Origin of the sequence: Pseudoalteromonas maricaloris, assembly GCF_024746855.1 — a bacterium.
GTDB classification, from domain to species: domain Bacteria; phylum Pseudomonadota; class Gammaproteobacteria; order Enterobacterales; family Alteromonadaceae; genus Pseudoalteromonas; species Pseudoalteromonas maricaloris.
On the sequence record NZ_CP024626.1, the window covers coordinates 457,797 to 483,912 of the forward strand.

The following is a 26,116-nucleotide window of genomic DNA, read 5'->3' on the forward strand; positions in this document are numbered from 1 at the left end:
AACCTTTGATATTAGGCTTTATTGTTATCAGATGAGCTGGTGGCGCTTCGTCGCCATATTCCTGCTAATATCGAGCCGCTGACATTATGCCAAATAGAAAATAGGGTACCTGCTACGGCCGCTGCAGGAGTGAAGAACTTCATAGCAAGTGCGACGGCAAGCCCCGAGTTTTGCATACCCACCTCAAAGGCCATGGTGCGACATACCTTCTCGTCAAAACCGAGCCGTTTCGGAATGAAATAGCCCAAAAGTAGCCCTGTAGTATTGTGCAGGATCACTGCAACCAGCATAACGAGCCCGATGCTTTGAAGTTTTGGTTGATTAAGAGCAACGATCACCGCAATGATAAAAATGATTGAAAGCATTGAAAGTAAAGGCAGTATCGGAGTTGTTTTGATAACAGAATGCGCCAGTGGCTTGGCAAGCAAGGTATTGAAAGCAACGCCCACAGCCACAGGAAATAGCACAATTTTTAGCAGGCTCGCCAACATATCAGAAAACTGAATATCAACCACCTGGCCTATCATCAATGTGGTTAGTAGTGGCGTTAAGAACACGCCGAGTAAAGTACTAATCGCGGTCATAGAAATCGATAACGCGACATCTCCTTTGGCGAGATAACACAAAACGTTACTTGCCGTGCCGCCAGCAACCGTGCCTACTAAAATCATTCCAATTAATAGGTCAGTTTCTAAGCTCATGGTGGTTGCAATTAAGTAGGCAACACTCGGCATCACAGTAAATTGAAGCAGCACGCTAACGCAAATGGCTTTTTTATTGTCGAGCACGCGTAAAAAGTCTTTTGTAGTGAGGGTTAACCCCATTGTCAGCATGATCAACATTAATAACGGAATAATACTGCCTTTAAACGCGCTAAATAGAGTTGGAAAAAGATAAGCGGTTACTGAGCAAATAATGGCCCAAAGAGGGAATAGTTGTACGATTCTTGTCATCATTTTTTTACTTTATTTTTCTCTAGATATTAACGAAATTTTCGTCAAACACCTAACTCCAGAGATCTGGCTCGTGGGCGTTAATGGTTATCTTAGGTAAAACAATTTGTTACATTTTACGAATTTATAGTTGGGCCCGTTTGAGGGAATTAGGTATAGTCGTTACTACGAAAATGATAAGTAGAAAATAGGAATAAAAAATGAAGGAAAGTATGCTCAGTAGCAAAATGGTTAAAGGTTGGAGGGGGTAATCTTATTTCATGGAAACAAAACTGCTAAAGGTAAAATTAAATTTGAATACTCGCCCTCAAGTGGATGAATTACTTGCTTATATGCAGGATAATATCGCGTTTCCAAGGGAAGAAATGCGACAGAAAGGCTACTTTTGGGATTCCGTATTTTTTGCTGAAGAAGGCGGAAGAGAGTATCTTTATATTGTAATAAAGTCCGAAGACTTTAGCTGTATTATGATGGATGAATCTGAGCTAATTTGTACACCTTTTCGTGAAGTGTATGAGCGTTTTAGAAAAGCATGTTGGTCAACAGAGCCATATCAAGATATCGAAGCGTTGGCGTGTTTCAATTCACACATGGAGTTTGACTCTGTCGAACCCGGTAAATAAGTAAAAAAGGGTTATACTTTTGCACCGCTTTTACTATAGAGCAACGCCGCAAAAATAATGACACTGCCAATACCAAGGCGAACGAGGTCAGCTTCTCGGTTCCAAATCAGCAAATTGACAATTATCCCAGCTGGGATCAGCACATTGTTCATTACCGCGAGTTCACCCACCGAGACGCGGGTCAGTCCTAAGTTCCAGACGTAATATCCTACGCCTGAAGCAATCAAGCCTAAATAAATCAGTATTCCCCATTGTAGATTAGTACTTGGGAGTTGCTGGGTATTGCCGAATAACATAAATCCAACGGCGAGCACGAGGGACGCACCAATAAAGAAAAAACCGAAACTTTGATGGTGTACCAGCTGGTAATGGTTACTTAAGCGTTTGTAACTTACTTGGCCTATCGCAAAGCAAAGGTTTGCGCCTTGTACTAGTAGCAAGCCAAAAAGGTAGTCGCTAGTAAGCTCAGTAAATCTAATGGTGATTGCACCAACGATAGCTATGAGCGCAGACAGCAAGAAGGTGGCATTGAACGAGCGGTTTAGTAAGTCATTGAGTGCAGTAATATAGATGGGTGTCATCACAGTGAATAGCAACACTTCAGGGACGCTTAGGTATAAAAAAGAATGATAGTAAAAGCCATACATCAGACCAATCTGTATTGCACCGATTGCCATCAGCTTGATTATCAACTCTTTATTCACTGAACTCAATCTCAAAAATGGAATAAACACAATTGCTGCAAGTAAGGTTCTAGATAAAGCGCTAAACCAAGCATCGACTTGGCCTGCCAAATAAACACCAATCAAAGAGAATGAGAACGCCCAAAGTAAAGTAACAATCCAAAGTAATGGCATAGACAATTCATTGTAGTTTTTAATTTCGCGATTGTATCACGAGCGTAGCAGAAATAGACCATTCGAAAAAAGCGATGATAACAATCATTATAATGTGATTTTAATTTATGATTATTCACATAGAATGACTCGTGTATTCACACTTACATCCCTTCATTGTTTTACCCATGATGTGTTTGGCCGCCGCTGCGGCCTTTTTTTATTTAACCTGAGGTTTGGATAAGGAATGTTCCAACTCATTGTTGCTAAAGCACAACTTAGTTTTCTCCTTGTCTAGCCAGAGAGTTTTAGGGAAACACCGCTTCCGCGTCCTGCTCTCGCTAAGGTACCTACATCCTGTAGGCAAGGCGAATTTACGCACCAATAGCTGGCTATTGGAAGTGAATTCAACGCAGTTAGCGCTAAAACTGGCTGCTAGAAAGGCATTAATTATCCGCAGCTCAGGTTATTTAGTCTATTATTTCGATACTCTCTATAGCTTGTCTCTTCACCGTTTATATCACTTCTCATGAACTTGCTCGATTTAATGCATTCTGAACCTCTTGTGAATTTTATGTTTTTTATGAGTTAAAATAATTGAATTTTTTATTTTTATTGTGTAGTTTGATTTTTAACCAAGGTTTCTTGGTTGTTAACATAATAAATATAAGGAGATCAAGGTGAAACAAAAAATAACTAAGATACTTGCAGCTACTGCATTAGTTGGCACCTGCAGCGTTGGTGCAACAGAGTTGAATTGCGACCTACAAGTGAAAAGAGGTGGCAACGTCATCGGTAACGGACAAACCTGCTTTGGTATGGACTTCTCATTTGGCAACTCAACTACAGGTAAGTTCTACTTAACGAATATCAGCAAACCGATTAATAAAGTGATTTGGAATGGTGATGCTAGCTGCTCTGGTGGTGTTGAATGTGCACTCACGGTTTATGCGTATCAAACACATACAGCAACGGCGACTATTTTATACAAAGATGGCACATACGAAGAAACGAATGTATCACGTATCTCGTATGAAACTGGTCACTAACTGGTCACTAAAAGTTACTTAACTTATTCTTAATTAAAGGAAATAATAATGAAATCAACATTAATTGCTTCAGTATTGGTTGTACTAGGTGGTCTGTCTTTTAGTTCACAAGCGGCAGATTTAAAATGCTCTTTGAACGTGAAATCAGGCGGTAATGTGTGGGGTAACAATACTAGCTATTGTTCTGGAATTGATTTTTCTTTCGGTAATTCAACTTCTGGTAAATTCTATATCGCAAATGCCACTAAAGCGATTAGTAAAGTAATTTGGAATGGTGATGCGAGCTGCAGCGGTGGTACTACGTGTAACATGACCATTCGTGCTTATCGTCAGTACAATGCGACTGCAACTATTCTTTATACTGATGGTACATACGAGACGACAAACTCTGCTCATATTGACTATGAAACAGGGTTTTAAGCCTCGACTTTTATAATAAAATAGCGGGAAAGCCTTTTCCCGCTTTAGGTATTAACCTAACAAAGCCTCAGGGTTGAAGGAAGAAAACCGTTCAGACACATCTATAAACGTTGGCATAAAGGGCATGACACCTTTGTGTTCACAAGTAAACGCACCACATTTCACAGCAAAGCTAAGTGCCTTTTTTACGGTTGGGAAGTTTTGCACTAGTGTATCTTTTGAGATCCCATGTTGGCTGAGTTGAAATAGAAACCCTGCCATTAAGCTATCCCCAGCGCCGGTTGTATCAACCGCATCAATAGTAGGAGAGGCGACGGAATAAAAGTCTTTAGCTGTTAATACACTGCAAGGGTTTGGCCCATCGCTTGAGATCACCGCTTGTACGCCGACACTAAGTAACCAATCTAAATAGCTAGCCTCTCTCATGTTCTTTTCTTCAGCAAGATATCTCAGCTCATCTTTACTCACTTTTAATATGTCGACATAGGGGTAGCAAGCCTCTATACGTTCGGATAAGCAAGATAAGTCCTGCCATAGATTCAAGCGCAGGTTAACATCAAATGAAATTAATTGATTATGAGCCGCAGCAGACTTTAATAACGCCATGGTGGTACTTGTCACTTCTGCATCGGTAAGCGTGTTGGAGCAAAAATGAAATATCCCGTGATCTGGCCATTGCAAATGCTCAAAGTCTTTTGGGCGGATTGCAATATCAGCGGTACTGTTGCGGTAAAACGAAAAGCTTCGTTCTCCTTGAGCGTCTAGGTGGACGATAGCCAAAGCGGTTTGCGCTCCTTTTATGGATACACAATATTCGGTTCCAACAGCATATAGCGCCAAGGTTGATTTTAATTGCAGCGAAAAGGGATCTTCAGCAAAACCTCCCACAAACCGAGCACTGCCACCAAGTTTAGCAAAGCCTACCGCCACATTCGCTGGAGCGCCGCCAGCAATAGGGTTAAGGCTACCGTCGCCGGTAGGTAACAAATCAATAAGCATCTCGCCAAAACATGTTAATTGCATAACTACTACCCCTAATTTAGAAACGGTATTTTAAAGTGATAGACGTAGTTCTGCCGTTAATACTGCGAGCGCGAATAATATTGTTAGTTGGAATTACACCTTCCTCGGCTTCTGTTAATCCTGTGGTATCAAAGAGATTGTTTACGTTTAACGCGATATTGAAGCGTTCAGTCAGATCATAACTTACAAACGCGTTGACCTGAGTGTAACCGTCAAATTTTAACTCGTTGTTGTCTTGTGCGTACGCGTCAGTGGTGCCGATGAGGCTTAAACCGATAGCACCTTGATCGAAGTTATATTTACCCAATAAGGAATAAACAAAGTCAGCTTGCCGTCTTGGCGTGTTACCCTCGACTTCGGGAGTGAGTGCATCTTTTGCGATTTCAGCATCGGTCCAAGTTAAGCTACCTCGTAAGTCGAAGGAGCCAATAAAATAGACACCTTCAAGTTCAATACCCTGTGCTTCGTATTGCCTGTCAAAGAACTTTTGGCTGGTTGCCTCAAAGTTTTGCTCTTCTGTTTCGGCGTAAAATAAAGTTGCAAATAGACGACCTTGTTCAAACTTTTGTTTGATACCAAATTCATATTGTGTCACTTCATCCACAGCATCTTCATCAGCAACACTGCCATCAATATTCACTTTACCGAACAATAGTCTGTCTGCATTTGCACGACCGCCCTCACTGAATCTGCCGAATATGGCGCTGCTTGAGGTCATTTGGTAGTTTGCGCCGACAGAGTAACTTGTGTAGCTCCAATCGTAATTAACCACATTGGGGTTAGCGAGATCGATGGCTGCAACTTGCTCCTCTGGCTTTGATATAGTGCCATCACGGTTGATATCTACACGAGATGTTACAGCACCTGCAAATGTACCTGTCGCTTTACCTGAATCATGACGCACACTCGCATCAACTGAAATATCGCCGAGCTTTGTTGAAAAGGCGATATATGGGGCACGAGTATCGTATTCAGTGTTGTAGTTGCGCTGACAGCAATTTCCCCAATAGGGCGTACCGTAGGCATATAATCCGTTTTCAGAATATGCTGTGCCATCCGCAGCGGCCACGTTGACAAGCGCTGCGTTATCTCCTTTAAGCTCGAGCAAGTATGAATTCCATAACCAAGACATATTGATATTTTGCGATGACATGAAATAGCCGAAGGTGAGTGACGTGTCAGTACCAAATGATTTGGTGAGCTTTAGGTCGTTCATGATGTTGTCGAAATCATTCATTTCCACTTCGAAGGTATGAACGCGCATTAGCAGTGCTTGATTGAACGCTTGAGCCGCTTTTGGTCCGTTGGCAAAGGTGAGTGTTGCACCTGTACCGGCTATGCTCTCGGCAATTGCTTGGCTATTAGCGACCTCGGCAGGGAAAGGCGACATAAATGTGCCTGAGATACTCGACTTTCTGGACCTGTTTTCGATTTGCCAGTTATTACCTAGTTCGAAATTTGCTTCAAAGCCGATACTATCAACAACAGGGTGCATTCCGTCTCGCATATCCCCTTGACGAATTTGATTGTTACCACCTAAGCCTTGCGTGGCGGTGAAATAAACAGAGTGAGGTGTATCTGACAGGACATCAAAGCCGCTGATGGAGTCACCATTAGAATACATAGGCATAGGAAGGTAGCCTGCTGTTTTATCATCAAGGTGTTTTATATACAAACGAACGTAGCCACTTTCAAATTCCTTGGTGATATTGGCTTTGAGTTGGCCGCCTTTATTTGCGGTATAGCCGGTGTCACGTGGGCCTTCACCTTGTCGCACAAAGCCACCAATATGAAATTTTATGTCGTCACTTAAATAACTCCCATACTCAAAATCAGTTCTAAACTCGTCATAATCTAAACCAAACGTGGTGGCAACACTGCCTGACTCATTTTCACCCGTTTTTGAAATCAAGTTAATAATGCCTCCGGGAGCGTCGCTGGCGGCAGTCGAAGCCGAGCCACCACGAATAGACTCAATTGACTCCACGGTATTATCAAGGCGCATGAAAATATCGGCGTTACCAAAAGCAATGTCACCAAACTGCAAAATAGGCAAGCCATCTTCTTGTAGCTGCAAAAATTTAGCGCCACCGGATGCGACAGGAAGACCACGTACAGCGATATTTGCATTACCTTCACCACCGGTTGATTCTGATCTTACACCAGGAATTAGTTTGAATGCTTCAGCGGTAGTTCTGGGGGTTGCAACAGAGATTTGCTCCAGCCCTATGCTGCTAACAGAAACACTCGATTCCATAATGGTTGTTCGCTTTGGAACACCCGTTACGACTATTTTCTCGAAGCCATCGGCAGGTTTTGTGTGTGCTTTTTCTTCAGCGGCCGCCGAGTGAGAGATTGCAAGCGTGAGTGCGCTGAGTGTAAATAGGGTGGTTTTGATTGTTGTCATCATTTGCCTCTTGTTATCGTTGTCAAACTCGTGCGGTCTATTAAAAATAAGCTTAATCGATTAAGTTTATTTTTAGCACAATTTAATTTGGTTGTAATTAAAAATTAATCAATAATTCAAACAAAATTTTAATGCTTTGGTTTTTATGAATTTTAACCCGCGAAAAATTTGTGGTCGGAAGGGTTACACTCGCTGCAACTTAGCGTTTTTGCTCAATGGTAAGCGGGCAGGGTCCTTTAACCAGTTGTACAACATGGCCGCAAAGAGTAAAAATGCAAACCCAGTCGCAAGTATAAAGCCATAGCTAACATGGCCAAAGTAATCGCTTACCATGCCCATCAGAAGTGGTGCTAGCGCAGCAGAAAGCGCGGTGAAGAACAACATCACACCAGCAACAGAGCCATGCTGAGCTTTGTCAAAACAAGAGATCCCTTTTGAGTTTAATGTTGGGTAAATCATAGACATAAATAAACCGCTTAGCGGGAGCGTATAGATAGCGGCATTAACACCATAAAGATAAGTTAAAAAATAGCATACAAATATAGCAAAGCTCAGCGTTAGCATTACGCTTTGCCAACGATACTTAGCGAGTAACCATACAGCCATAAAGCGACCTATTGCACGCAAAATAAAAAAGATGGTGAGCGCATAAGTTGCAAGCCAAGTTAAATCACCTTGGTAATCCTGTAATAAAGTGGGCATCCAGACATAAATTGCGACTTCAGTTGCAACGTAGAGTGCTATGGCGAGGGAAAAGCCAAGTGCATATTTGTTCTTGAGCATCGCTGCCGTGTGAGATAGGCCTGCATTGTTTTGTGCATTTGCGGTATTAAACTTGGGAAAGTCAGTGCTTAAAGTCACGATACTGAGTATTAAGCACAGCCCACCAGCAAGCACATAAAGATAGGTCCAACTCACCCCCTGTATCAATAGATAACTGACAATTGCAGGACCAATTATCGCGCCGATGGCAAAGAAGCCTTCGACTTTATTCATGGTTTGAGTATGTTCTTGTGCGCCGTCAGAAATGTCACCTAGAAGGGCGAGGGCCCCTGTTTTAAATAGGCCAATGGCTAATCCAATAACACATAAAAGCATTAAAAACATGGTGAAAGTTTCACCCAGTGCGAACAGAAAACATGCGGATGAAAATAGTATGAGGCCAATTAACACCGTGAGCTTACGGCCTATTTTATCTGCCAAAAACCCTAAACATAAGCCGCTAAAGGCAATTAAAATCATTGGCGCATAGTGAAAGGCGCTGGCCTGGGTCATGCTAAGTTGATATTCGCTGATCAGTGTTGGAATGATCACGCCAACGGCGTCTGATGTCATCGCAAACATCAAAAACATCATATAAGTTAACCAGCGCAACGTGTTGAGCTGAGTGTGATTCGACTTGCTGCTCATTGTTCACCTCTTGAAGGGCTTTGTTATGTAGCTGGTCTACTTCTTTACATAAGACTGAGTGTAATACTAATCTGCAGTAAGCGAATTATTTTTAGTAGAACGCTACGATAAAACTTGATTATTGTTTGTTCATGATTAAAGATATAACTTAATCGATTAAGTCTCAACTTTTTTAATGAGTAAATTATGAAAAACCAAGTTCAGTTGATCACGTATGCTGATCGCCTGTCTGGCGGCGGCCTTGCACAATTAAATACGTTACTAACGGGCCCGTTAGCTGGACTATTTGGTGGTGTCCACATTTTGCCTTTTTACTATCCAATTGATGGTAGTGACGCAGGTTTTGACCCGATTGACCATGCTAAAGTCGACGAACGATTGGGTGATTGGCAACATATTAAGTTGATTGCCGAGCACTGTGAGGTAATGGCAGATCTTATTGTTAACCATGTATCAGGAGAGTCAGCAGAATTTGCAGACGTGCTGGCTCATGGCCAAAAGTCACCGTTTTGGTCGATGTTTTTAAAAGAGAAAGATGTCTTTCCTAATGGGATTACGCAAGCACAAGCGCAAGCAATTTATCGTCCGAGGCCGGGAAGTTGCTTTTCTAAAAAGGCGTTAGCGAGTGGCGAAATTGTGGATTTTTGGACCACTTTTACTGATAACCAAATTGATATTAATGTTGAGTCAGAAGCGGGACGCGCTTATTTAGAAAAAGTCTTAACATTGTTTGCAGACAGTGGAGTGAAAATTATTCGACTAGATGCCGCAGGATATGCAATCAAACGCGCAAATACCAGCTGTTTTATGACTGATGAGGCCTTTGCTTTTATCAATCAATTATCTAAGCGCGCCAATGAGCTTGGTATGGAAACCATTGCCGAAATTCACAGTTATTACAAAACTCAAGTAGAGGTTGCCAGCAAAGTCGACCGTGTTTATGACTTTGCGCTCCCTCCGCTTATTTTACACAGTTTATTCAATAAAGATTTCTCGGCTTTAGCCAAGTGGTTGGACATTGCGCCACGTAATTGTCTAACCGTGCTGGATACTCATGACGGAATCGGCATTATTGACGCGGGGCCTGAAGGGGATAAACCAGGGTTACTCGATGCCAATCAAATTGATGCTTTGGTTGAGCAGATCCATAGCAACAGTAAAGGCCAAAGTCGCAAGGCAACCGGCGCTGCAGCGAGCAATGTCGACTTGTATCAAGTCAATTGCAGTTATTATGAAGCCTTAGGGAAGCATGATTTTTATTATTTGGTAGCAAGAGCAGTTCAGTTCTTTTGCCCTGGAGTACCACAAGTTTATTACGGTGGTCTATTGGCGATGGAAAATGACATGGTGCTCCTAGAAAAAAGTAATGTTGGACGCGATATCAACCGCCCTTATTTGGATGTAGCGATGGTGGAAGCCGCACTCGATAAACCTGTGGTGAAGGGTCTGCAAACACTAATTAAACTGCGTAATACTTGCTGCGCATTTGATGGCAATTTTGCATTAACATGCCAAGGCTCAAATCTGGTTATAACTTGGGAGGGCAATAATGCAAAGGCGGAGTTGCGAGTTGATCTCGCAAAAGATGAAGCCATGATTAAAACTTCTGAAAACGCCACAGAGCAGAGCTATAACATTCAATCGCTGCTTTCCTAACCATAGCTAGGAGCCAAAGTTGCGCGTAGAAAGCTCGCTTTAAGTACCTCAACATCGATTATCCTTGGTAGCGGCTCGCAATCTTAGGCGAGCTGCTATGTATAGATAAATATCAACAAAGCGTAATTGACATAGTGGATTAGCTATATAATAATAAAGTTATATAATTAATTTGTTATGCGATAATGAAGATACTTTTTCTTTGTTCTGGAAACTCAACGCGGTCAATTTTAGCACAGGCGCTAGCTAACTTTCATGGCGGTTCGGATGTTCATGCCTATAGTGCAGGCACTAAGCCAAGCACTGTGAATGCGACTACGCTTTCAATGCTACGCCGTTTAGGGATTAATACGGACAATCTGTACAGTAAACACCTCAATGAGTATAAGGACGAACACTTTGATGTGGTGGTAACTTTATGCTCTGAAGTGCAATCTGAATGCGAAGGTAAACTGCAAGGAGAACATGTCCTTGCGTGGGATATTGCGAGTCCAGCTGAGCGAAGTCGCAATAACGCTTATGAGCAAACCTTGTTCGACATCAATGAACAAGTTATTTCCCTACTACGCGAAGGTAAGCCACAACATACGCTACTTACACCCTTGCAATTTTATAAATCCCTAGCGGATGAGATCCGCTTAAAAACGCTTGCCATGTTGATGGTGGAAGGTGAGCTATGTGTTTGCGAGCTAATGGCTGCGCTTGAACAAGATAGCCAACCCAAGGTTTCACGGCATTTAGCGCAACTGAAGAAGGCTGGAATTCTATGTGATCGCAAGCAAAAACAATGGGTATTTTATTCTATAAACCCAACGCTACCGCTATGGATGAAGGCGGTGATAAACGCCACGGTTATGCATCAACCAGATTATATAAAAGCTGAGTTAGTGAGGCTAAATGCGATGGGCGAACGGCCAACACGCATGGCAACTTGCTGTAACTAATAATTAGATTTTGGAGTTCTTATGACGATTAAAGTAGGGATAAATGGTTTTGGTCGAATGGGGCGTTTGGCGCTTCGCGCTAGCTTTGACTGGCCTGAAATCGAGTTTGTACAAATTAACGATCCTGCGGGCAATGCAGAAACCCTAGCACACTTGCTAGAGTTTGATTCTGTCCATGGTAAATGGCATCACAGTGTGTCTTTTCAAGATGAACAGATCCAAATAGGTGAAACTGTGTTGTCGGTGACTCAAAACAAAGAGATTGCGCAAACCGACTGGTCTCAATGTGACGTCGTGATCGAAGCATCCGGAAAAATGAAAACCAAAGCTTTGCTGCAACAGTATTTAGATCAAGGCGTTAAGCGTGTTGTTGTTACGGCACCGGTAAAAGAAGAAGGAGTATTGAATATCGTGATGGGAGTGAATGACCATCTATACGACGACATGCCCCACCAAATTGTTACGGCCGCTTCTTGTACTACGAACTGTTTAGCACCAGTCGTAAAAGTATTGCAACAAAATATCGGCATAAAGCATGGTTCGATGACAACTATTCATGACATCACCAACACGCAAACCATTTTGGATGCGCCACATAAGGATCTACGCCGTGCGCGGGCCTGTGGTATGAGTTTAATTCCGACAACAACGGGCTCAGCGACTGCTATTACCCATATCTTTCCAGAATTAAAAGGTAAGCTAAATGGTCATGCTGTTCGTGTTCCGTTGGCGAATGCTTCATTAACAGACTGCGTGTTCGAGGTCGAGCGGCCAACTACAGTGGAAGAGATTAATCACTGGATGGCGCAAGCTGCTGCTAATGAGCTTAACGGAATTTTAGGTTATGAATCAAGACCATTAGTTTCTATTGACTATAAAACGGATCCTCGCTCTAGCATCGTCGATGCGTTATCTACAATGGTAGTTAATGGTACTCAGGTTAAGCTGTACGTGTGGTATGACAACGAGTGGGGTTATGCAAATCGTACCGCGGAATTAGTACGTAAAGTCGGATTGTCGTTAGGCGAATAAGACATTATGCAGCTGCGCAATATACCTCAAGATATCAAGCAGTACCTCATTGTGACAGGCAACTATTGGGCGTTTACCTTAACGGATGGTGCGCTCAGAATGTTGGTGGTGCTTTACTTTCATCAATTGGGTTATAACCCGCTTGAAATTGCCATGCTATTTCTCTTTTATGAAATTTTTGGTGTTGTCACCAATTTAATTGGAGGATGGCTTGGCGCACGCATTGGCTTAAACCGCACCATGAATATTGGGTTAGGCATACAAATAGTGGCATTATTGATGTTGGTAGCACCAACGCACTGGCTCACCGTGCCTTATGTTATGGCAGCACAGGCGCTCTCAGGTATTGCCAAAGATCTCAATAAAATGAGTGCCAAAAGTGCGATAAAGGCCATCGTAAAATCGGGTGAAGAAGGGACCTTGTTTAAGTGGGTGGCAATACTTACCGGCTCAAAGAATGCGCTAAAAGGCGTCGGATTTTTTCTTGGCGGGTTGTTGCTTACCTTACTTGGCTTTACTGGTGCGATGTGGTTGATGGCAATCATGTTGCTATTAGTGTGGTTGTTTAGCCTTATTAGCTTAAAAAGCGATTTAGGCAAGGCTAAAAGCAAACCCAAATTTAGCGATGTATTTTCAAAAAGCCGAGCAATTAATATGCTGTCAGCCGCGCGATTGTTTTTATTTGCCGCACGGGATGTTTGGTTTGTGGTTGCGCTTCCTGTCTTTTTATCGCAGCAGTTCGGTTGGGATCATTGGTGGGTTGGTGGTTTTATGGCTACTTGGGTTATCGGTTATGGCATCGTGCAATCAACAACACCTAGATTTATTAGTCGTGATACGTTTGCATCAACACCAAGTAAAGTCAGCGGATGGGCGTTGTATTTAGCGGTTATTCCGCTGTTGATTGCAATCTCACTTCAAGCGCAGCTCTGGACAAGCTTAGCCGTAGTAGGTGGACTTTTGCTCTTTGGTTTTGTGTTTGCTATCAATTCATCTCTTCACAGCTATCTTATTGTGAGTTTGGCCGATAGTGATGGAGTGTCACTTGATGTGGGCTTCTATTATATGGCGAACGCTATCGGGCGATTACTCGGTACTGTGCTATCAGGTTGGATCTTTTTGGAGTATGGTTTGGTGGCTTGTTTAGTGGTATCAAGTGTGATGTTGTTGTTGGCAGGGATCATTTCCTGCCGATTACCCAGGCGAGTCTAATTGATAGGGGGCAATTAACAGCTCTGCCCCATTTTTAAGGTATAGCCAAGCATTACTTTATCATCGCTTTTATCTAAGAAGAGTTTGGCTGCTTCTCGGCCTTTTTCTTCACTATTTTGATGAATGGTAGTTAGGCTAGGGCTAAAGCGTAGCGCTTCATCAACGCCATCAAAACCAACGACTTTAAGCTCCTGTGGTATCTTTACACCAAGTTTTTTGGCTTCTCTTAACAGCGGTAGTGCAATTAAGTCACTCATACACAGTACGGTATTAGGCCTTGGTGAGAGGTTAAGTAGTTCTTTTGCGGCGATATTTGCAAACCTTTCGCTGCTTTCAGGAATATTCCACACTCTGTCTTCACCAAGTGTTAATCCACGCTCTCCAATGGCTTTGAGATATCCGCTATAACGCTGATGTGCAATAGAGGTCTGTATGTCTGTTAGGTTTTGCTCGTATACACGGCATAGCAAATCGGTGTCTAATAATCTCAAACCAAAAATAGCAACATCACTATCGTCGTTCAGTGCTTTACTCGCTACATCAAAGGCGGCTTGTTGGTTGTCGATATTAATACTGGCATGTGAGGGCAAATCAAAGTCAACCGTCACAACCTGTTTGCTAACATTCGCAAGATGCTCGATTAACTTGGGATTACGCGGGCGGCCATAACAAATTAAGCCGTCGACGAAATCGACAATGTCTCCGACATTATCTGCGGTGCCTGAGAACAGTAGTAGGTTAATATGCTGAGCTTCTAAAACGCTTGCAACTCCTCGCATAAAGCTACTCGCAACGGGATCTGATACCATATATTCAACGCTATCGGGTAGTACCAGCGCGACAATGTTAAACGAGCCCTTACGCAGCGATTGGGCTGCCTTGTTAGGCCCAAAATAACCCAATTCTTTACAGGCTTTTAAAATTTCTTCTCGTTTGGATTTAGAGAGTTGATCTGGTCTGTTAAAAGCATTCGATACAGTTGCATTTGACACGCCTAATTCCGCCGCAATGCTTTTGAGCGTCCATTTTTTTTTGTCGTTACTCATTGGCAGGACCCCTTAATACAGTCAGGCATATGGCAATGGTTTAGTCCATCTTAACTAGTAAACACCTTAAATAACAAGCAATAATAGATTATTGTCGCAATCTAGTTTAAAGAAAATAGTCAATGAGGTATGATGCGCCATACTTTTATTGCAAATTGTTCTCATAATCAATGACATTAGATAAACTTTCCAAAAATAACGCAGCGACCATCACTTCTCTTACCCATCCAGATACTGCGTTACTGAGTCGAATAATGGCACTTGGAATTATTCCTGGTGAGCAAATAGAAGTCATTAACGTCGCCCCACTTGGATGCCCGATGCAAGTGAAAATTGGTGACACCTTTGTGAGTGTGCGTAAGGCCGACGCACAGTTCGTTGAAATTGAAGTTTTATAAGTTATTAAGGGCTCACGTATGAAAATTGCGTTAGTGGGCAACCCGAACTGCGGGAAAACCACATTATTTAACCGCCTGACCGGCTCTAAACAAAAAGTAGGGAATTGGCCAGGGGTAACTGTCGAGAAAAAATTCGGCTATTTTGCTTTAGAAAACACAAACGTAGAATTGGTAGATTTGCCCGGGCTCTATAGCATGGAACAAATTGAGCCAAGCCAAGATGAGCAAATCGCGTGTGACTTCCTAAAGCAAAATGAAGCCGATGTCATCATTAACATCGTGGATGCCGCTAACTTACAGCGAAACCTCGTATTAACTTCCCAGCTGAAAGAATTAGGTAAGCCTATTCTTGTTGTTGCAAATATGGTTGATGTCGCAACACAGCGTGGGAGAACGTTAGATTTAAAAAGACTCTCTGAACAGTTAGGGTTACCTGTAGTGCCATTCCACGGTGCTAAAGGTACAGGGCAAGAAGCGTTGTTGGAACAACTCGCACAGATCACTCGTTTTCCAAAAGCACCTGTGACGGCAAACACCGAAAGTGCCGGCAGCGATCCCCTCGAAAAAGCGGTTGCTCGTCACCAAGCAGTGAAAAAATTGGCTGATGGCGTAAGTATCATTACGCCAAAACGTGCAGATACAACAGAAACGCTTGATAAAATCGTGCTCAACCGCTGGCTTGGCGTGCCTATTTTCTTAGCCATGATGTATTTAATGTTTACCATTGCGGTGAATGTTGGTGCTGTATTTATCGACTTTTTTGACATCGCCGTGGGCGCCTTACTCATCGATGGTGTAAAAATCTTGCTAGCAGATATTGGCGCACCTCAATGGCTGGGTGTGTTATTGGCTGATGGTTTTGGTGCGGGTATTCAATTAGTGGCGACCTTCATCCCTGTTATTGCGGTGCTGTATCTGTGCTTATCCATTTTGGAAGATAGTGGTTATCTTTCTCGGGCCGCGTTTGTTATTGACCGTTTGATGTCATCCATTGGTCTACCGGGCAATGCTTTTGTACCTTTGATCGTTGGATTCGGCTGTAATGTGCCTGCGGTTATGGCGTCAAGAACGATGGGTCGAGAGTCCGATAGATTACTGACGATTATTATGGCGCCATTTATGTCCTGCGGTGCACGTTTGACGGTATATGCGTTATTTGCAGCGGCTTTCTTTCCAACGAACGGAGCCAATGTTGTTTTTGGTCTGTATTTGCTTGGCATATTGGTTGCGGTAGGTTCTGGCTTTTTATTTAGAAAGCAAGTATTCAAAACGCAAAAATTACCCTCATTTACCGAGATGCCAGCGTATCATATGCCAATTTGGCGCAATATACTCATTACCACTTGGCAGCGTCTGAGCGGCTTTATCAAACGTGCTGGCAAAACAATTGTTATGGTAGTTATTTTACTCAGTGCATTAAACTCGATTGGTACCGACGGTTCGTTTGGCAATGAGAATACAGATAAGTCACTTTTGGCGAAGGCTGCACAAGTGGTCACGCCAATCTTTGAGCCAATAGGGTTAAAAGAGGAAAACTGGCCTGCTACGGTTGGTGTTGTGACTGGTATGTTTGCCAAAGAAGCCATCGTCGGTACTTTAGATGCGCTTTATACCGGTGCCGAAGAAGAAGGTGGAGAGTTTTCATTGTTGGCTTCGTTAAAAGAAGCGTTGATGACCATAGTAGACAATAGTAAAGATCTTATCGCAAACCTTGGTGATCCATTAGGACTTAATGAATTAGAGTCAGGCGCTGAAAGTGGCACTGTGCTACTTACTGCAATGGCCGCGAAATTTAATGGTCAAATCGGTGCATTTAGTTATCTTGTCTTTATCTTACTTTACACACCTTGTGTAGCGGTATTAGGTGCAATTAAACGTGAATCTGGCGGTAAGTGGATGTGGCTTGTTATTGGCTGGACGACCTCAATTGCTTATATCATGGCGACTTTAGTTTACCAAGCTAGTCAGTTAAGCACCTCGCCAACGAGTGCTTCGCTTTGGATTATAGCGATGTTGTTGTTTGGATTTGCATGGTGGAAAGGATTATCCAGACTGGGTAATAAACTTAACCAACCACCAACCTATCAGATAAATTTAGGTTAGTTATTCAAAAGCTTGGTTAATTGAGCGGCGCTTAGAGCGCCGTTTTTTATGTTTTGGTATCAAGCAAAAAAAAGCAGTGTTAACTGAGTCAACACTGCCAACAACTCTAAATCAATCAAGGGGAGTCTTCGTAAAGGAGGTTACACCGCTTTGTTGACGGAAGGGTGACGCAATAATGAAAGATTTATGACTGTGAAAATTTCACTTTGCTTCTTGCTAAAAATCGCTTAATTTTTAGCTCTATTCTTGCCGTTAACTGGGACAATAATGATAACCACTGATACTCCTCTAATTTTACGCCACCTTGATACTATCCATGCGCTGATCTCTAATTCTTATTGGGCAAAACAAATGCCTAAAGTATTGCTGGAAAAGGCCATTCAAAATAGCCTGAGCTTCATGTATTTGGACGATGAAGGTGAGTTTCAGGGTTTTTGTCGCGTGATAACTGACTATGCCACCTTTGCCTATCTTGCCGACGTGATAGTTGAGGAAAGTGCCAGAGGTAAAGGGGTAGGCAAAGCGATTGTTCAAGCCGTGGTTGAACATCCAGAGCTACAAGGCTTAAGGCGCTTTATGCTGGCAACTTTTGATGCGCATACTCTATATGAAAAATTCGGCTTTGCAGCGGTGCCAGATCCAAGTATTTTGATGCAGATCTGCCATCCTACAATATATTCGGATTTACAAGATTAATTGCTGGATTTTAGTCACTTATATTTTGTTTTTTAGAACGAAGACTGGATAAATGCACTTACCCTGAACATAATAAAGACGATAACAACAACAGGTGTCTTTATTATGTTACTGCTTGCGACTATCTATTTGGCTGCTGCGATATTGGCGGTGCCAATCGCTAAACGGCTAGGGCTTGGCTCTGTGCTTGGATATTTATTGGCAGGGATCCTAATTGGTCCTCATCTTCTTCATCTTGTGGGGGAGCAAACTGACGTCATGCACTTTGCTGAGTTTGGTGTGGTGATGATGCTATTCTTAGTCGGGCTTGAGTTACAACCCAAAAGGCTCTGGACGATGCGCCGCTCTATAGTTGGTCTCGGTGGCTTACAAGTGGTTATAACAACGGCTGTACTCTATTTCGCGATTGATTTAGCGCTTGGCTTTTTGTGGCAGCAATCATTAGCCATTGCGTTAATGTTGGCACTGTCTTCTACCGCCATTGCACTGCAAACCTTAAATGAAAAAGGCTTGATTAAACAATCTGGCGGTCAAAATGCGTTTTCAGTGTTGTTATTTCAAGATATAGCCGTGATCCCCATTCTCGCGATTATGCCGTTGTTAGCATTTAGTGATTTGGCTGTGAGTGATGGTCACGGCAATTTGTTACATGCTTTTCCGACTTATCTCCAAGTGATTATCTCTGTTTTTGTGATTTTGGCTATTATCGCTGCTGGGCATTATGTTGCCGCGCCGTTATTTAGGTATATTGCCAGCACTCGAATGCGCGAACTATTTACCGTAGTGGCGCTATTTATCGTTATCGCAACCGCGTTATTGATGCAAAGCATTGGTTTATCCCCAGCGCTTGGAACATTTCTCGCGGGTGTTGTTCTCGCGGAAAGTGAATTTCGCCATGAATTAGAAGCCGATATTGAACCGTTTAAAGGGTTACTTCTTGGCCTCTTTTTCATGACAGTCGGCGCATCAATCGACTTTTCCTTATTGGCACAAAAATGGTTATTTATTTTAGCGTCAGTGGTGCTATTAATGGGGTTAAAGGCGGTTATTTTATATTTGTTGGCAACGGCGTTTTCACTGCATAAGCGAGCGACATGGTTATTTACCGCAGCCCTGTGTCAAGGCGGAGAGTTCGCGTTTGTACTACTTTCTGTTACTGGCAGTTTAGCAATCTTAACTCCAGATCAAGTCGCGTTAGTCACACTGGTTGTTGCGGTATCTATGCTCGGATCGCCCCTTATTTTTATTCTTTACGAAAAAATAGTTGAACGTCAGGCCAATACTCCTCAAGAACAAGATAGCTTAGAGACGATGGAAGCGACACAAAACGTTATTGTGGTCGGCTACGGGCGTTTTGGCCAAGTGATAGGGCGTTTGCTTCATGCGCAGGGTTATCATTTATCGATTTTGGATCACAGCCCAAGCCAAATTGAATTACTCCGTCGCTTTGGCAATCAAGTGTTTTATGGCGATGGTGCTCGATTAGATTTACTCGAAGCCGCAGGGGCTCACGAAGCGCAAATGCTGGTCGTGGCGATTGATGAGCCAGATAAAACCCTCGAAATCGTCAGGTTGGCGCAGCAACATTTCCCTAACCTAAAACTTGTAGTTCGTGCGACCGACCGTCGCCATGCCTACCAACTGATAAAATTGGGTGTCACTGCGTTTGAGCGAGAAACCTTTGTCTCTGCTGTGAAGCTAGGTGAGCAGGCGCTTAAGTTATTGGGCCATAGTGAAGAAGATGTCGCACGAGCGGGCTACCTCTTTACCAAACACGATGTTGAATCTATGCACATGCTTGCCGATGTGTGGGGAGACGATGAAAGCTATGGTGTTGCGATTCGTCAGCGTATGGCTGACCTCAAACAGGTACTTCAGGCGGACGAAAATGCGCAAGAAGATCTTAATACCTGCCATGGTGAAAATTGTGAAGATAAACCACCAGCCATTGAACAATAACGTATAAATATTAGGTTAAATCAGTATGTTGAGAGTGACATTAGAGCAATGGCGAATGTTTAGAGCCGTTGTTGAATATGGTGGCTTTAATCAAGCTGCTAAAGAAGTACATAAAAGCCAGTCAAGTATCCACACTGCGGTCCATAAAATTGAGGAAGGCCTTGGTGTTAAGCTTTTTAGAGTCGAAGGGCGAAGAACCCTGTTAACCGAAGCGGGTGAAATGATGCTGCGCCGTGCCAATTATCTCTTGGAAGAAGCGGCAAAAGTGGAAGCGGTAGGGCAGACGCTGGGTGAGGGAGTTGAGAGTCAACTGCGCATAGCGGTCGATGAAATTTTCCCACAGCAGGTACTCTATAAGGTGCTAGAAAATACATCTGCGCAATACCCTTTATTGCGTGTCGAGTTGGTTGAGTCAGTATTAACAGGCGCATCTGAACTTTTGCAAAATACCGACGTAGATATCGCTATTTCTCCGGTTACTTTACAAGACGGGTTCAGTGAAGAGTTGTGCCAAATCGAGTTTGTTGCAGTGGCAAATCCCAATCACGCATTACATCAATTTGGTCGCGCGCTTACATTCGAGGACTTAAAGTCCCATCGTCAAATCGTAGTAAGAGACTCTGCAATCTCGCGTAAAAAAGATGAAGGTTGGTTGGGGGCGCATCAACGTTGGACGGTGAGCCATATGACAACCTCGATAGATATGATAGCGCAAGGCTTAGGATTTGCTTGGTTACCTATTCCGGCTATCAAAACGCAACTAGACTCTGGCGTCTTGAAACCACTACCACTATCGCAACATAGTCAGCGTAAAGCACAGCTTCATCTTATTTTTAAAGATGGTGACAGGCTTGGGCCCGCCGCGCGCGCTTTTATTGGTGAGTTAAGATATCAGTGCATGCAGCTGGAAGATTCTGTTGAATAGAATGATTGATGTTAAATTATCAAATTTTATTCGTTTCAAACAGGCAATAGACTAAGGTCATCAACATGCGTTTGGAGCGAAACATGCGATATATTCGAAAAGCACAAGATAGAGGTAAAGCAGATTTTGGTTGGTTGCAAAGCCAACATAGTTTCTCATTTGGTCGATATTATGATCCCGCCCACATGGGATTTGGTAATCTTAGGGTGATCAATGATGATACCGTACTAGGTGGTCATGGCTTTGATACTCATGGTCACCGAGATATGGAAATTATTTCCTATGTTATTGACGGTGAATTAGCACATCAAGATAGTATGGGTAATCAGTTTACTGTGGCAGCAGGTGAAATTCAGAGAATGAGCGCAGGCAGTGGCATTCTTCATTCAGAATATAATGCTTCAAAGACAGCGCCTGCCCATTTTTTACAAATTTGGATAGAGCCAAAGCTTAAGGGCATAACGCCGAGTTATGAACAAATTCAAATTAAACAAAGTAGTGCACTTACGCCGATTGTTACGCCTACAGGCGAGAAGGGCACTTTGAGTATCAATGCAGAAGCTGAAATACACCGCTTGCAGCTACATCAAGGTCAACAGATTGAGCTGAATGCGCGCGCGCGAAAAGCCTATTTGCACATTGTTGGCGGCGAAGCGACGCTTGATGGTGAGGCATTTCAGCAAGGCGATGGCATCGGTCTGATTGCTGGTGACAACATGCAGGTTACGGCAGTAACAGATGTTGAAGCGCTGTGGTTTTTATTACTTAACTAAGCAAATTGGTATTAAATTCAGCGCCTAAAATTAAAGGAATTGAAGAATGACAGAACCAATTCAACTTGCAGTAATTGCCCTTGTCGTTCTGCTAAGTGGTATTTCAAAGTCTGGCTTTGCAGGCGCGTTAGGGGCGTTTTCTGTTCCAATTTTGATGATGGTGTTGAATCCAAGGGACGCCATTGCGTTGATGCTTCCGCTACTTATCGTCGCGGATGTTTTTAGCCTGAAGAGCTATTGGCGCTTATGGAATGTGTCGGAATTAAAGCGGTTATTGCCAGGTACACTAGTCGGGATAGCCTTAGCAACGCTTTTTCTTCAAGGTGTCAGTGAGTTTTGGCTGACGGTTGTGATTGCAGCGATGAGTATAGTATTTGCGCTTAAAAGCTTACTGATTAAAAATACACCTGAAAGTGTTGGGCACTTAAGGTTACTGGCCGCGAGCACCTCTACCGCTGCTGGTATCTCCACGACCTTAATTCATGCTGGCGGCCCACCACTCATGGTGTATTTTAACGCTCGAAAATTGGAGCCAACGGCTTATATCGCGACGGTTGCGGTACTATTTGCGCTGATGAATGTGATTAAGTTGGCGACCTTCTCTGCAACCGGGTTGTTACAGTGGCAACATGTGCTGCTTGCTATTTGTTTTACACCTTTAGCGTTGCTAGGTAATAGACTCGGTGTGCACCTTGCGAAACGCTTACCTAAAAAGCAATTTTTACTGGTGATGAACGGACTACTGCTCATACTTGGAGTGGTATTAATTGGTAAATTGCTGTGATGGTGTCGGTTACCAAAATCTAGCAAAGTAAATGCCCACAAGATGTTGTGGGCATAGAAAGCTATAACTGCTCTTCCATCTCTTTTTGATACTCATCTGCAAGTTGCGACTTTTCACTTTTATCAAGTACCTTACCCGCTCGCTGGAAAAACGCTTGCTCTTCGTCGGCCAAGTGATGCTCAACTTTGTCTTTGAGTTTTTTCAATTTAGTTAGCCAACTAGGGTCGGAAAACTCCGTATTATCCAGTGCCTCAATTAGCTCATCAATTTCATGATGCTCCGCGATACCGTGGCGAGAGTCTTCGATCGTCATGTCGCTTTCCATTAACGGGGCGTAAAAGTACCTTTCTTCTGCGATGGCATGCGCCTCCAACGCATCTTTCAATTCTTTATAGTACTTCTCGCGAACCTTTGAATCACCAGACGTGTCTGCCAACATATTCAATAGGGCGCGTTGATGATCGTGATCTTGCTTTATTGCATTAAAAATTTCCATGTAGATTACCTCTTATCTAGCTTAAAACGTCTGCTTTACTGTTGTTTTTAAAAAACGACATGAGTTTGCCACGATGCGCCTCATTATTCGTTTTAATGATAAGCAGCCACTTGCCCTCTGCGATTTTATTCATCACCGCCTGATTAAACGCATCTTTGTCTGGACGCAAAGAAATAAGGCCTGAAGCAAATAGCCCTAAAAATAAGCCTGGGCTTAATAAAGCGATAAACGTTAAATAAGGATTAGCTTGAGTGAAAGCCGGTCCATAACTTACCAATAGCCCCGCGATGAGAAAGCCTAATATCACCCCCATGCTGCCAAGGTACAAATGCCAATTAAGCATGTTCTTGGCAAGGCGACTTTCGCTTTTAGGCTCAAGTTTTTTGTCAGCATCTTTGTCATACGGATTAACCAGTTGTAGATGCTCATGTTGAACAAGGTGGCTATTTAACAATTCATTTTGCAATTCTTCTGCGGCTGCTTTCCCTGTTAGAACGGCCCCAACTCTATGATCTGCGTAGGATAATATTTCAAAAGTATCCATTACTCCTCCTAATTTCGTTGCAGCTTGTAATTATTCAAACTGCAAGTGTTATACCGAGAGTGTAAGATTTCTAATATATTGAATTTTATTAATAATTTTAGACTCTAGGTGTTGTGGGGTTGAACAAATGAAGCACAAACAAGAAAGAATTACCGAGTAGTTACTACATGTTTTGATACAACATAATGATTGTAAAGTTAGTTTAGGGAAGAAATTGGCATATTTACTCATATCGTATCAAAAAATTTACAAAGATGTGTTTTGTTACTTAATTCAAGATATTAAGTCTGGGTCTGTTTTTTAAACAAATGCATGAAAGCATTGCATAAATATTTAAAGTAAATTAAATATTATTAAAATGTTAACTTTGGGGTTTATTTATTTGATTTGCTGCCTAGTCTAATAAGGCGTGGTAAGTGCTAATAGGCTTGCCATGTCTTCTGCAGTTGAAGGAGAAAACAGTCACATTTCATCCAATACTTCTCGCGAAGCAATGATGAAAAGGACAATAAAACAACAATACTAGGAGTGTAATTCGTGAAATTATCTACAGTAACTATGGCTACGGCGTGTGCGATTGCGTTTACTTCGCTCAGTGCTCAAGCTGCGACAAAACAATACCTAAACCAGCAAGCTGACATTAATACTATGCTTAAATCTGCTTCTCAAACTGTGTTGAGTACACAGCCAGAAGTGCTGATTGGCTTAGAAAATGCGAGCCAACTAAAGGAACTTAAAAGCTTCAATAGTAAAAAAGGTGAAGTAACTAAGCGTTTTCAACAAATGTACCAAGGATTACCAGTGATTGGCGATTCGGTCATTTTAACGTTTGACGATGCCGGTGCGCTTAAAAAGGCTCACGGTGCGGCGGTTTATAACATCGCGGCTGACATCGGATCGGTAAAACCTAAGCTAAATGCCAAAATGGCATTGAGTCTGTTTGAAAAACAGTCGCTTAGTGCAGGCAAAAAGCTTAAAAAACATAACGAGAAATCTCGCCTTGCGATCTGGCTTGATGGCAATTCAACGGCACGTTTAGTGTACGAAGTCACTTTTGTTACCTATGGTGATGAGCCTAAACGTCCATATTTGATCATTGATGCAAACACAGGCGAAGTATTGGAAAGCTTCAACAATTTGCAGCATGCAAATGCGACGGGCCCTGGCGGTAACCAAAAAACGGGTCGTTACCAGTATGGTACTGATTATGGTCATCTAGACGTGGCGCAGTCAGGCAGTACTTGTACCATGACGAACGCGAATGTTAAGACAATCAACTTAAATCACAGTAGCAGTGGCTCGACTGCACATAGCTTTACGTGCCCAGAGAATACCGTTAAAGAAATTAACGGTGCGTATTCACCGCTCAACGACGCGCATTATTTTGGTAATGTTGTATTTAATATGTACAACGATTGGTTAGGTACTGCGCCATTGTCGTTCCAGCTTAAAATGCGTGTGCACTATAGTAGCAACTATGAAAATGCGTTTTGGGATGGCAGTGCGATGACATTTGGTGATGGTGCAAATACATTCTATCCGTTGGTAAGTCTTGATGTATCTGCTCACGAAGTAAGTCATGGTTTTACAGAACAAAACTCAGGTTTGGTATACCGTTATAAGTCAGGTGGCTTGAACGAAGCGTTTTCTGATATGGCAGGTGAAGCTGCTGAATTCTTTATGAAAGGCAGCAATGACTGGTTAGTTGGCCAAGACATCTTCAAAGGCAGTGGCGCATTGCGTTATATGAATGATCCAACACAAGACGGTCGCTCAATCGATCATCAGTCTAACTATACGTCTAGCATGGACGTTCACCACACTTCAGGGGTGTTCAACAAAGCCTTCTACAATCTGGCAACTACGGCAGGTTGGGATACGAAAAAAGCCTTTATTGTAATGGCAAAAGCTAACCAAATGTATTGGACCGCGAATACTGACTGGGACTTAGCTGGTAATGGCGTGATGGATGCGGCATGTGACCTAGGTTATGAACCAGGTGATGTACAAGCTGCGTTAGCAGCCGTTGGCGTTAACTCTAACTTAAGCACAGGTAGTAGCTGTGACACTAACCCACCACCTCCTCCTGGTGGCGATGAAGAGTTAACGAACGGTCAGCCTCGTACTGGGATCAGTGGCGCGGCAAAAGAGCAAATGTTTTTTACCCTTGATGTGCCAGCTGATGCGACTAGCCTAAACTTCACCACTTCTGGTGGTAGTGGTGATGCGGACCTTTATGTCAAGTATGGCTCACGTCCGACGTTAAACACTTATGACTGTAATAGCACAACGTCTACAAGCAACGAAAGCTGCGATATTAGTAACATTCAAGCTGGTAAGTACTACGTGATGGTCGAAGCGTGGAATCAGATTTCGGGCGTAACTTTGACCGGTACATACAGCTCAACAGGTGGAACTCAACCAATTGACCGCACTGAGTCAAATGTTAGTGTTGCATCTGGCAGCTGGACACGTTTCACGCAAGATCTAAATGCTAGCTACAGCAGCCTTGAAGTGAGTATTTCAGGTGGTTCAGGTGATGCGGATCTATACGTAAACTTTGGTTCTCAATCAACAACGTCGAGTTATCAGTGTCGCCCTTATAAAAACGGTAACAACGAGACTTGTACGATTGCAAACCCGCAGCAAGGTACTTGGTATATTGATTTACGTGGCTATAGCGCAGCAAGCGGTGTAACACTGAATATTAAGGCGAACTAAGTAACAGTTTATAGGGAGCGCAAGCTCCCTTTCTTTATTCGGGCCTAAATAAGGTCATAAATTTACCTCATTTGAATAATCCTTTTATTTTGCTCAGCGCTTAAAT

The 26,116-nt window shown here is 42.8% G+C and carries 23 protein-coding genes; 15 read left to right on the forward strand and 8 right to left on the reverse strand.

Annotation, left to right across the window (positions count from 1 at the left end; all coding sequences use genetic code 11):
• Nucleotides 1–11 precede the first annotated feature (11 nt).
• On the reverse strand, nucleotides 12–956 hold the full coding sequence (locus CTT31_RS19800; protein WP_211857199.1) for a bile acid:sodium symporter family protein: 945 nt from the start codon (nucleotides 954–956) through the stop codon (nucleotides 12–14).
• A gap of 257 nt (nucleotides 957–1,213) precedes the next feature.
• On the opposite strand from CTT31_RS19800, the gene CTT31_RS19805 reads away from it, so the two are divergent.
• Nucleotides 1,214–1,576 (forward strand): DUF6176 family protein, encoded by a 363-nt coding sequence (locus tag CTT31_RS19805; protein ID WP_260492865.1) that lies wholly within the window; start codon nucleotides 1,214–1,216, stop codon nucleotides 1,574–1,576.
• An 11-nt stretch (nucleotides 1,577–1,587) separates the two neighbouring features.
• Here CTT31_RS19805 and CTT31_RS19810 read toward each other — a convergent pair whose 3' ends face one another.
• Nucleotides 1,588–2,433 (reverse strand): EamA family transporter, encoded by an 846-nt coding sequence (locus CTT31_RS19810; protein ID WP_211857196.1) that lies wholly within the window; start codon nucleotides 2,431–2,433, stop codon nucleotides 1,588–1,590.
• A 659-nt stretch (nucleotides 2,434–3,092) separates the two neighbouring features.
• Between CTT31_RS19810 and CTT31_RS19815 the strand changes: the two genes are divergently transcribed.
• Nucleotides 3,093–3,461: a hypothetical protein gene (locus CTT31_RS19815; protein ID WP_260492866.1), complete on the forward strand. Its 369-nt coding sequence runs from the start codon at nucleotides 3,093–3,095 to the stop codon at nucleotides 3,459–3,461.
• Nucleotides 3,462–3,509: 48 nt separating this feature from the next.
• Entirely contained in the window at nucleotides 3,510–3,881 is a 372-nt protein-coding gene (locus tag CTT31_RS19820) for a hypothetical protein (RefSeq protein WP_010605294.1), read from the forward strand.
• Nucleotides 3,882–3,932: 51 nt separating this feature from the next.
• On the opposite strand, the gene CTT31_RS19825 is transcribed toward CTT31_RS19820, so the two are convergent.
• From CTT31_RS19825 to CTT31_RS19835, 3 genes are all read right to left on the reverse strand, one after another.
• On the reverse strand, nucleotides 3,933–4,904 hold the full coding sequence (locus CTT31_RS19825; protein WP_260492867.1) for a carbohydrate kinase family protein: 972 nt from the start codon (nucleotides 4,902–4,904) through the stop codon (nucleotides 3,933–3,935).
• A 16-nt stretch (nucleotides 4,905–4,920) separates the two neighbouring features.
• Complete coding sequence (locus tag CTT31_RS19830) at nucleotides 4,921–7,311, reverse strand: TonB-dependent receptor domain-containing protein (protein WP_260492960.1); 2,391 nt, start codon at nucleotides 7,309–7,311, stop codon at nucleotides 4,921–4,923.
• A 183-nt stretch (nucleotides 7,312–7,494) separates the two neighbouring features.
• On the reverse strand, nucleotides 7,495–8,721 hold the full coding sequence (locus CTT31_RS19835; protein WP_211857190.1) for an MFS transporter: 1,227 nt from the start codon (nucleotides 8,719–8,721) through the stop codon (nucleotides 7,495–7,497).
• 186 nt (nucleotides 8,722–8,907) lie between these two features.
• On the opposite strand from CTT31_RS19835, the gene gtfA reads away from it, so the two are divergent.
• The 4 genes from gtfA (at nucleotide 8,908) to arsJ (ending at nucleotide 13,565) form a co-directional block, all read left to right on the forward strand.
• Entirely contained in the window at nucleotides 8,908–10,377 is a 1,470-nt protein-coding gene (gene gtfA, locus CTT31_RS19840; RefSeq protein ID WP_260492868.1) for a sucrose phosphorylase, read from the forward strand.
• A 185-nt stretch (nucleotides 10,378–10,562) separates the two neighbouring features.
• Complete coding sequence (locus CTT31_RS19845; RefSeq protein WP_039494999.1) at nucleotides 10,563–11,321, forward strand: metalloregulator ArsR/SmtB family transcription factor; 759 nt, start codon at nucleotides 10,563–10,565, stop codon at nucleotides 11,319–11,321.
• A gap of 21 nt (nucleotides 11,322–11,342) precedes the next feature.
• Nucleotides 11,343–12,353, forward strand: coding sequence for an ArsJ-associated glyceraldehyde-3-phosphate dehydrogenase (locus CTT31_RS19850; protein ID WP_039495001.1), 1,011 nt, complete (start codon nucleotides 11,343–11,345; stop codon nucleotides 12,351–12,353).
• Between the two features lie 6 nt (nucleotides 12,354–12,359).
• Complete coding sequence (arsJ, locus tag CTT31_RS19855; protein ID WP_239981343.1) at nucleotides 12,360–13,565, forward strand: organoarsenical effux MFS transporter ArsJ; 1,206 nt, start codon at nucleotides 12,360–12,362, stop codon at nucleotides 13,563–13,565.
• Nucleotides 13,566–13,579: 14 nt separating this feature from the next.
• Here the strand turns inward: arsJ and CTT31_RS19860 are convergent, their stop codons facing one another.
• Nucleotides 13,580–14,611, reverse strand: a complete 1,032-nt coding sequence (locus CTT31_RS19860; protein WP_260492869.1) for a LacI family DNA-binding transcriptional regulator — start codon at nucleotides 14,609–14,611, stop codon at nucleotides 13,580–13,582.
• 170 nt (nucleotides 14,612–14,781) lie between these two features.
• Here CTT31_RS19860 and CTT31_RS19865 point away from each other — a divergent pair, with 170 nt between their 5' ends.
• The 7 genes from CTT31_RS19865 to CTT31_RS19895 all read left to right on the forward strand — a co-directional run bounded on the left by CTT31_RS19865 (nucleotide 14,782) and on the right by CTT31_RS19895 (nucleotide 22,249).
• The gene (locus tag CTT31_RS19865) at nucleotides 14,782–15,009 is read left to right on the forward strand and encodes a FeoA family protein (protein WP_039495007.1); all 228 of its coding nucleotides are present in this window, start codon (nucleotides 14,782–14,784) and stop codon (nucleotides 15,007–15,009) included.
• Nucleotides 15,010–15,027: 18 nt separating this feature from the next.
• Nucleotides 15,028–17,112, forward strand: a complete 2,085-nt coding sequence (gene feoB, locus CTT31_RS19870; RefSeq protein WP_039495009.1) for a ferrous iron transport protein B — start codon at nucleotides 15,028–15,030, stop codon at nucleotides 17,110–17,112.
• Nucleotides 17,113–17,379: 267 nt separating this feature from the next.
• On the forward strand, nucleotides 17,380–17,808 hold the full coding sequence (locus tag CTT31_RS19875; protein ID WP_039495011.1) for a GNAT family N-acetyltransferase: 429 nt from the start codon (nucleotides 17,380–17,382) through the stop codon (nucleotides 17,806–17,808).
• 105 nt (nucleotides 17,809–17,913) lie between these two features.
• Nucleotides 17,914–19,767 (forward strand): monovalent cation:proton antiporter-2 (CPA2) family protein, encoded by a 1,854-nt coding sequence (locus tag CTT31_RS19880; protein ID WP_260492870.1) that lies wholly within the window; start codon nucleotides 17,914–17,916, stop codon nucleotides 19,765–19,767.
• Nucleotides 19,768–19,792: 25 nt separating this feature from the next.
• A complete protein-coding gene (locus CTT31_RS19885; RefSeq protein ID WP_260492871.1) occupies nucleotides 19,793–20,692 on the forward strand; it encodes a LysR family transcriptional regulator in 900 nt (299 codons plus the stop codon).
• Nucleotides 20,693–20,775: 83 nt separating this feature from the next.
• Nucleotides 20,776–21,465 (forward strand): pirin family protein, encoded by a 690-nt coding sequence (locus CTT31_RS19890; RefSeq protein ID WP_260492872.1) that lies wholly within the window; start codon nucleotides 20,776–20,778, stop codon nucleotides 21,463–21,465.
• 46 nt (nucleotides 21,466–21,511) lie between these two features.
• Entirely contained in the window at nucleotides 21,512–22,249 is a 738-nt protein-coding gene (locus CTT31_RS19895) for a sulfite exporter TauE/SafE family protein (RefSeq protein WP_260492873.1), read from the forward strand.
• A gap of 61 nt (nucleotides 22,250–22,310) precedes the next feature.
• Here CTT31_RS19895 and CTT31_RS19900 read toward each other — a convergent pair whose 3' ends face one another.
• Together CTT31_RS19900 and CTT31_RS19905 are read right to left on the reverse strand one after the other, a co-directional pair.
• Nucleotides 22,311–22,745, reverse strand: a complete 435-nt coding sequence (locus CTT31_RS19900) for a hemerythrin domain-containing protein (RefSeq protein ID WP_138580573.1) — start codon at nucleotides 22,743–22,745, stop codon at nucleotides 22,311–22,313.
• A 16-nt stretch (nucleotides 22,746–22,761) separates the two neighbouring features.
• Entirely contained in the window at nucleotides 22,762–23,289 is a 528-nt protein-coding gene (locus CTT31_RS19905; protein WP_260492874.1) for a hypothetical protein, read from the reverse strand.
• 537 nt (nucleotides 23,290–23,826) lie between these two features.
• Here CTT31_RS19905 and CTT31_RS19910 point away from each other — a divergent pair.
• Nucleotides 23,827–26,010: a M4 family metallopeptidase gene (locus CTT31_RS19910; RefSeq protein ID WP_260492875.1), complete on the forward strand. Its 2,184-nt coding sequence runs from the start codon at nucleotides 23,827–23,829 to the stop codon at nucleotides 26,008–26,010.
• Nucleotides 26,011–26,116 lie beyond the last annotated feature (106 nt).

What these genes read in the sequence shown, in the direction of transcription:
- CTT31_RS19800 (WP_211857199.1), bottom strand. Translation starts at nt 956, where the DNA reads ATGATGACAAGAATCGTACAACTATTCCCTCTTTGGGCCATTATTTGC.
- CTT31_RS19805 (WP_260492865.1), top strand. Translation starts at nt 1,214, where the DNA reads ATGGAAACAAAACTGCTAAAGGTAAAATTAAATTTGAATACTCGCCCT.
- CTT31_RS19810 (WP_211857196.1), bottom strand. Translation starts at nt 2,433, where the DNA reads ATGCCATTACTTTGGATTGTTACTTTACTTTGGGCGTTCTCATTCTCT.
- CTT31_RS19820 (WP_010605294.1), top strand. Translation starts at nt 3,510, where the DNA reads ATGAAATCAACATTAATTGCTTCAGTATTGGTTGTACTAGGTGGTCTG.
- CTT31_RS19825 (WP_260492867.1), bottom strand. Translation starts at nt 4,904, where the DNA reads ATGCAATTAACATGTTTTGGCGAGATGCTTATTGATTTGTTACCTACC.
- CTT31_RS19830 (WP_260492960.1), bottom strand. Translation starts at nt 7,311, where the DNA reads ATGACAACAATCAAAACCACCCTATTTACACTCAGCGCACTCACGCTT.
- CTT31_RS19835 (WP_211857190.1), bottom strand. Translation starts at nt 8,721, where the DNA reads ATGAGCAGCAAGTCGAATCACACTCAGCTCAACACGTTGCGCTGGTTA.
- gtfA (WP_260492868.1), top strand. Translation starts at nt 8,908, where the DNA reads ATGAAAAACCAAGTTCAGTTGATCACGTATGCTGATCGCCTGTCTGGC.
- CTT31_RS19845 (WP_039494999.1), top strand. Translation starts at nt 10,563, where the DNA reads ATGAAGATACTTTTTCTTTGTTCTGGAAACTCAACGCGGTCAATTTTA.
- CTT31_RS19850 (WP_039495001.1), top strand. Translation starts at nt 11,343, where the DNA reads ATGACGATTAAAGTAGGGATAAATGGTTTTGGTCGAATGGGGCGTTTG.
- arsJ (WP_239981343.1), top strand. Translation starts at nt 12,360, where the DNA reads ATGCAGCTGCGCAATATACCTCAAGATATCAAGCAGTACCTCATTGTG.
- CTT31_RS19860 (WP_260492869.1), bottom strand. Translation starts at nt 14,611, where the DNA reads ATGAGTAACGACAAAAAAAAATGGACGCTCAAAAGCATTGCGGCGGAA.
- CTT31_RS19865 (WP_039495007.1), top strand. Translation starts at nt 14,782, where the DNA reads ATGACATTAGATAAACTTTCCAAAAATAACGCAGCGACCATCACTTCT.
- feoB (WP_039495009.1), top strand. Translation starts at nt 15,028, where the DNA reads ATGAAAATTGCGTTAGTGGGCAACCCGAACTGCGGGAAAACCACATTA.
- CTT31_RS19875 (WP_039495011.1), top strand. Translation starts at nt 17,380, where the DNA reads ATGATAACCACTGATACTCCTCTAATTTTACGCCACCTTGATACTATC.
- CTT31_RS19880 (WP_260492870.1), top strand. Translation starts at nt 17,914, where the DNA reads ATGTTACTGCTTGCGACTATCTATTTGGCTGCTGCGATATTGGCGGTG.
- CTT31_RS19885 (WP_260492871.1), top strand. Translation starts at nt 19,793, where the DNA reads ATGTTGAGAGTGACATTAGAGCAATGGCGAATGTTTAGAGCCGTTGTT.
- CTT31_RS19890 (WP_260492872.1), top strand. Translation starts at nt 20,776, where the DNA reads ATGCGATATATTCGAAAAGCACAAGATAGAGGTAAAGCAGATTTTGGT.
- CTT31_RS19895 (WP_260492873.1), top strand. Translation starts at nt 21,512, where the DNA reads ATGACAGAACCAATTCAACTTGCAGTAATTGCCCTTGTCGTTCTGCTA.
- CTT31_RS19900 (WP_138580573.1), bottom strand. Translation starts at nt 22,745, where the DNA reads ATGGAAATTTTTAATGCAATAAAGCAAGATCACGATCATCAACGCGCC.
- CTT31_RS19905 (WP_260492874.1), bottom strand. Translation starts at nt 23,289, where the DNA reads ATGGATACTTTTGAAATATTATCCTACGCAGATCATAGAGTTGGGGCC.